Origin of the sequence: Aeromonas sp. HMWF014, assembly GCF_963878295.1 — a bacterium.
Lineage (GTDB): Bacteria > Pseudomonadota > Gammaproteobacteria > Enterobacterales > Aeromonadaceae > Aeromonas > Aeromonas popoffii.
This window is the reverse complement of record NZ_CAWNYS010000312.1, coordinates 1-5,660: the sequence shown is the minus strand read 5'-3', so window position 1 is coordinate 5,660 and position 5,660 is coordinate 1. Positions and strand designations below refer to the sequence as shown.

The following is a 5,660-nucleotide window of genomic DNA, read 5'->3' as shown; positions in this document are numbered from 1 at the left end:
ATCAGCAGAGCGATCCCCTGCCAGATGGGAACGGGCACCGCCAGTGCCCACAGCCAGAGCTGGATGCCGATCACCGCCAGCAACACCCGCAGCAGGTGCAACCGGAACTGGTTGGTCATCAGGGATTGGCGCAGGCCGTGACGAACCAGCCAGGGCAACAGGCAGATCAGGGCGATCAGGTATTGATGGAAGGCGACCTGGGTAGAGGCAAGGCCGAGTGTGAAGCTGACATACTGGCTCAGGCTGTTGACGGCGGCGAAGCAGAGTCCTGCCACCATCATCCAGACTGCACCGGTCAGAGGAGAGTGCCTGCGCGAGGGTATCATGGGATCCGGGTCGCTGGAAAAAAGTGCGGCGGATCATAACGGCAATCGTTTGTTCTGCCAAGGGTTGAAGCGCGACCGCGGGGCTGGCTGGCGAGGAAGTGGCCTTGCATCAAAAATTTTGAATAACTTGAGCATCTATTTTCGCTATCAGCAAATAAGCACAATGTTTAGAGTGACCTCCATCGACAGCCAAGCTGTTCAACCGACAATCAAATGGAGTTTCACCATGGCCAATATCCTCGTACTCAAATCCAGCATCCTGGGTCAATATTCCCAATCCAACGCCCTGATCGACGGCTTCCTCGCCCAGCATCAGAGCGATACCGTCACCGTGCGGGATCTGGCCGCCCTCAACCTGCCGGTGCTGGATGGCGAGCTGGCCTCCGGCCTGCGCGGCGGTGACAACCTTAATGCGCGTCAACTGGCGGTGATCGCCCAGTCCGACGAGCTGATCGCCGAACTCAAAGCGAGCGATCTGGTGGTGATTGCGGCCCCCATGTACAACTTCAATATCCCGACCCAGCTGAAAAACTGGATCGATCTGGTGGCTCGCGCTGGCGTTACTTTCCGTTATACCGAAACCGGTCCGGTCGGTCTGGTAGAGAACACCCGCGCCCTGGTGATAAGCCCCCGCGGCGGCATGCACGTCGGCAGCGCCACCGATCTGGTGACACCTTACATGCGTACCGTGCTCGGTTTCATCGGCATCAAAGAGGTGGATTTCATCTACGCCGAGGGGATGGGGATGGGCCCGGATGCACAAGCCAAAGGCATGGCGCAGGCCAAGGGGCAGCTGGAAACTCTGGCCCTCTGATCAAAACACTGGCCATGGCGCACCCGCCATGTAAAACCAAACAACGCAGCCCTTGGGCTGCGTTGTTTGGTTTGGTGCGGGCGAAGAGATATGGTTCAACAGGGGCAGAGGGCGCGAGTCAATCCCGAATGAAGCGGCGGCAGCCACTGCCCACCATCAGGCACACGGCGACCAGGGAGCCCAGTAACAGGGTGCTGAGCCACTGTTCGGCGCTGTCGGGCAGGCGGGGGTAAAACAGGCTGATGATGAGCAGGCTACAGAGGGTGATCAGGCTGGTCTGTCGGGTCAGGAGCATCATGGGTCGTCCTTGGCTAGCGGTCGCGAGTGAAAGGCTAACCACCGAGTATGACAGCTTGATGTATCCATACATGTCGCAGGGTGTCATTGCACGGGGCAACCATCAACATATCAGCTTTTACCGCCAGAGCCAGTGCCGTTGGCCGGGTTGTGATCCGGATCCCTATCTGAACTGTTTTTGATCCGGCCGGTAGTGGAAATCGCCGCTGGCAAGCCTGGCGACCAAGACCTCCTGGTCGATCTCCTGTGCCTTGCAGAGATCATCCAGATCATCAAAACGATCACGCAGCTGCATGTTGACAAGGCTCAGCAGCATGTTGATGTCCATGGTGGCGACGTTATTCAGGTTCATGACGTGTGCTCGTTATCCAGCAGATGGAGCTGTTCGATGGCGTCGCTGACGCTTTGCAGGTGCAGGCGAATGGTCTGGCGCGCCTCGGTGGGCAGATAGTCGGTGAGGGTATGCTGCCAGCTGCCCGCTTCGGTCTTGAGTTGCTGGAACAAGGTGAGCCCGGCCTGGGTGAGTGACACCAGACTGACCCGCTTGTCCTGTTCGCTGCTTTCGGTAAACAGGATCCCCTTCTCCACCAGGCGGTGGATTTCGCGGGAGATCCGCACCTTGTCCATCCCGCTTGCCTCTACCAGCTCTTTCTGGCTAATGGGGTAGTTGGGGCCGAGCACCATCATCAGGCGCCACTGGGGCACCGTCAGCTGATAGCGCTGCTGGTAAAACTGCTCAAAGGTATCGCGCACCATTTCGGCGGCGTGAACCAGCTGATAGGGGGGGTAGTGCGCAAGCAGCTCTATGATCTTTGACATATGACATCCTGCTGTGACGGCTGCATCGGGTGCAGTTTCTCTTGATACTTTGACCTTGATGATACGTAACACAAGGACATTTGTCTGAACAAGCACCAGAGAAATGTGCGGTTGCGCACGTCATCCGCCGCAACCGGGTCTGTTCGAGGCTGGTTTTGCCTCGGGCTGGTCAGCCTTTACGCAGCCAAATCAAGGCGTTGTGCTTGAGCCAAGCCTCGCGGCTCTGCAACGTGTAGCGCGCCGCCTCATCGCGACTGCCTGCCTGCCAGCTCTGGGGCTCTTGCTTGGGCAGCTTGCGCTGACCCAGCAGACAGGCCGGCACGTGGGCGTTGGCCTTGATGGCCGCATCCAGCTGTGGCAGCGCCGCCTCGGGGCCATCACAGACAAAGGCCATCAACGCCCTGTTGTAGAGCAGCCAGCTGGAGGCCTCGTCGAAGCGGACCAGCAAGGCGCGCAGGGCGCTCCAATCCCCTTGCAGGGCATAGAGACTGGAGAGGGTATAACGGCAGCCCAGCTCATCGGCGATGCACAGGTCGAGCAGCGCCAGATACTCCTGGCGAGCCTGCTCCAGCTGGCCGAGGCGCAACAGACAATCGGCCCGGCCGGCCCTGGCGGCGAGCAGAGGGCGGGCCTCGTAGGCACGCCAGCTGTGGCCAGCCATCTGTTGCCAGAAGGTGTCGTCGAACAGGGGCTCGGCATCGTCAATCACCTTGTCAAACCAGCGAAGGCGAGCCTGGGGATCGCGGCAGGCATCGGCCAGTTCGAACCACTGTTGCCACTGCTCGGCCTGCTTGCTGTCGAGGGCTGCCTGAGCGTCGGGCACTGCCTGATACTCATCCAGCTGCAGCAGCTGATTGAGCGCCGTCTTCATGTTCTGACGCTGGCGTTTGCAAAATTCCATGAAGGGCAGCTCGCTGCCAGCCGCCACGTGCAGCATCTGGGCCATGGGCTTGTCGCGAAACAGGCTGAGTTCGGCGGCCAGACTGAAGCGGTACTGGGTGGTAGGATCGTTCAGATCCTTCGGCTTGGGCCAGCAGGCAAACCCCTGGCTGAAACCGTAACACCACTGGCCAAGGGGGTGGCTCTGCGCAAACACCTGCTCCGGGCTGTCGGTAGGGAGGCGGCACTGGCTTGGCAAGGCGAGCTGGGCCACGTCAGCCTGTGCTTCCAGCTCGGCGATCAGGTGGTGCAATGCCTCGGCACTCTTCTCATCCAGCTCGGCATCCTGTTCCAGCAGTCCCGCCAGCGGGGCTTGCCAGTCAGGGGCATCCGGTCCCACCAGACGGGCACACAGAAAACCGTGCAGCGCCGGGTAGGTCATGTCCTGCCCACTGTGGGTCTGGATCCATTGATTGAGATGACGGGTACGAGTGGATGGATTCATCGACAGTTCCTCTGGATTTTAACAGCGGCGCAGTTTACCAAAAAGTGGGGTTATTTGCAGCCAAGCCCTGGCTGACTGGCGATGATATCGTCACAAGCCGAGCTGGCTACCCCGAAAATCATGTGGGAGAAGGGCAAGGGGACTAGGCCCGGTTACCGCTCTTGAGGTAACATGCGCGCCCATACGGGCAATGAAATATTGGCCATCCGGATAATGAAAGAAGAGATCACCATGTTACAGATTGGCAAGATGAACACCCTCACCGTAATCGAGCTAGAAGACAGGGGCGCCTGGCTTGCGGCCGACGAATATGGCGAGCTGCTGCTGCCCAAGCGTCAGCTGCCGGAAGGCGTGGCCGAGGATGACGGTGTGGAAGTCTTTCTCTATCTGGATGCCGACTGCGAGCCGGTGATCACTACCGACAAGCCCTTTGCCATGGTGGGCGACATAGTCGGCCTCAAGGTGGTCAATGCCAACAAGATCGGGGCCTTCCTCGACTGGGGCATGAAAAAGGATTTGTTCGTGCCGACTCGTGAGCAGAACAAACCCATGCAGGTGGGCCACGTCTATCTGGTGCACCTGATGCTCGACAACGAGGGGCGCATGGTGGGCACCAGCCGGCTGGAACGTTTCCTGCGCACTGATCAGCCTCCCTTCAAGGCTGGCGACGAGGTGACGGCGCTGCCGGGCGAACACACTCCGCTTGGCATCAAGGCTGTCGTCAACGGTGAATACTCCGGCATGCTGTTCAAGAACGAGGTGTTTGGCCGGGTGATGACGGGTCGACCGCTGACCGCCTGGGTCAAGCAGGTTCGTGATGATGGCAAACTGGACTTGACCCTGCAAAAGCCGGGAATGGATCGGATGGACGACGCCGGTGGCCGGATCCTGACCCGGCTGATGAAGCAGGGTGGCAGCCTGGCCGTGGGCGACAAGAGTGAACCCGAGCTCATCTACAAGCTGTTCAACATGAGCAAGGGCACCTTCAAGAAGGCCATCGGCGGTCTCTACAAGCAGGGCAAGATTGTCATCGAAGACAACTGCATCACGCTGGTCGAGGCAGAGACCGCAGCGTCGCCGGACGGCGAATAAGTGCCGAGTCCCTGTATCGGCCAGTGTCAGGCCAGGGATGGGCTCTGTCTCGGCTGTGGCCGTACCCTGACCGAGATAGGGCACTGGTCGGCCATGGAGAGCGACGCCCAGCTGGCGGTGATGGCAGAGCTGGATGGGTCAAAAAGCACCCATGTGTGCCCTGGCTGTGGCGAACCGGCGTTTTGCGCCGTCTCGGCCGGTCAGACCATAGATCAGTGCTGGTGCAGCCAGCTGCCTGCCTTGCCGATGCAGCAGGCCAGCACCTGCTGGTGTCGACGCTGTCTGGCCAAGGCCATAGCGGCGCAGGCTTAGCGAAGAACAAAAACAAGAAAGGCGCCCATGGCGCCTTTTTTATGCCTGTTGCTGGCGGTGCCAGCGCACATGAACATGGTGCTCGTTCAGATAACGGGGCAGCAGGAAGGTGGCATAGATCACCTCAAACTCATCCTGATGGTCCAGCAAGCCAACCCACACTTCGACCCAGCGCTCCATGTCGACCGGTACACCGAGTTCGGTTGACCAGTCTCCGTTGGGCAGCGTTGCCTCGACGGCGCCACGCTGTTCGAACTCCAGAGTGATGTCGACGATTTGTTCGGGGGCCAGCATGTCTGCGGCCTGCTCAAGAAACTGATCATAGGCCCATTCGACCAGCTGATCCGGGGTACGCTGTTCCATGAAATCACTCCAGATACATCGAGGTTCGCTACTGTAGCAAGTATTGACGGTGGCGGCCAGACCAGTGCGGATGGCCGCTTGTTGCCTATCCAACGAAGCGGACAGGAGGTATGGTTGACGAGGTGGTTAATCCGGGCTGGCTGAGCCCGGTCCGTGTTCACAGGAGTGAGAACATGAAGCGACGGGTGCGGCGACAGCAGATCAAGCGACGGCGGGAGGCCTGGTGGTGGCACTATCTACCGCTGCACCAGGG

The 5,660-nt window shown here is 59.7% G+C and carries 8 protein-coding genes and 1 pseudogene; 3 read left to right on the top strand and 6 right to left on the bottom strand.

Annotation, left to right across the window (positions count from 1 at the left end; genetic code table 11):
* Positions 1-326: pseudogene (locus tag AAC083_RS12890) on the bottom strand (EamA family transporter); the annotation flags it as partial.
* A 226-nt stretch (positions 327-552) separates the two neighbouring features.
* Here AAC083_RS12890 and AAC083_RS12885 point away from each other — a divergent pair.
* Positions 553-1,140, top strand: a complete 588-nt coding sequence (locus AAC083_RS12885; protein ID WP_181364742.1) for an FMN-dependent NADH-azoreductase — start codon at positions 553-555, stop codon at positions 1,138-1,140.
* Positions 1,141-1,258: 118 nt separating this feature from the next.
* Here AAC083_RS12885 and AAC083_RS12880 read toward each other — a convergent pair whose 3' ends face one another.
* From AAC083_RS12880 to AAC083_RS12865, 4 genes are all read right to left on the bottom strand, one after another.
* Positions 1,259-1,438 carry a hypothetical protein gene (locus AAC083_RS12880; protein WP_042037344.1) on the bottom strand — a complete coding sequence of 60 codons (180 nt, stop codon included), beginning with the start codon at positions 1,436-1,438 and terminating at the stop codon, positions 1,259-1,261.
* A gap of 162 nt (positions 1,439-1,600) precedes the next feature.
* Positions 1,601-1,789 carry a DUF4250 domain-containing protein gene (locus tag AAC083_RS12875; RefSeq protein ID WP_042037343.1) on the bottom strand — a complete coding sequence of 63 codons (189 nt, stop codon included), beginning with the start codon at positions 1,787-1,789 and terminating at the stop codon, positions 1,601-1,603.
* On the bottom strand, positions 1,786-2,256 hold the full coding sequence (locus AAC083_RS12870; RefSeq protein ID WP_042037342.1) for a MarR family winged helix-turn-helix transcriptional regulator: 471 nt from the start codon (positions 2,254-2,256) through the stop codon (positions 1,786-1,788). Before AAC083_RS12870 ends, AAC083_RS12875 begins: the two co-directional genes overlap by 4 nt.
* A gap of 169 nt (positions 2,257-2,425) precedes the next feature.
* A complete protein-coding gene (locus tag AAC083_RS12865; protein WP_108536808.1) occupies positions 2,426-3,640 on the bottom strand; it encodes a UPF0149 family protein in 1,215 nt (404 codons plus the stop codon).
* Positions 3,641-3,853: 213 nt separating this feature from the next.
* Here AAC083_RS12865 and AAC083_RS12860 point away from each other — a divergent pair, with 213 nt between their 5' ends.
* Both AAC083_RS12860 and AAC083_RS12855 read left to right on the top strand, forming a co-directional pair.
* The gene (locus AAC083_RS12860; RefSeq protein ID WP_108536807.1) at positions 3,854-4,732 is read left to right on the top strand and encodes a CvfB family protein; all 879 of its coding nucleotides are present in this window, start codon (positions 3,854-3,856) and stop codon (positions 4,730-4,732) included.
* On the top strand, positions 4,733-5,044 hold the full coding sequence (locus tag AAC083_RS12855) for a DUF1289 domain-containing protein (RefSeq protein WP_042037339.1): 312 nt from the start codon (positions 4,733-4,735) through the stop codon (positions 5,042-5,044). It begins immediately after the preceding gene.
* A gap of 39 nt (positions 5,045-5,083) precedes the next feature.
* Here AAC083_RS12855 and AAC083_RS12850 read toward each other — a convergent pair whose 3' ends face one another.
* The gene (locus AAC083_RS12850; protein WP_043138804.1) at positions 5,084-5,407 is read right to left on the bottom strand and encodes an HI1450 family dsDNA-mimic protein; all 324 of its coding nucleotides are present in this window, start codon (positions 5,405-5,407) and stop codon (positions 5,084-5,086) included.
* Between the last annotated feature and the right edge of the window lie 253 nt (positions 5,408-5,660).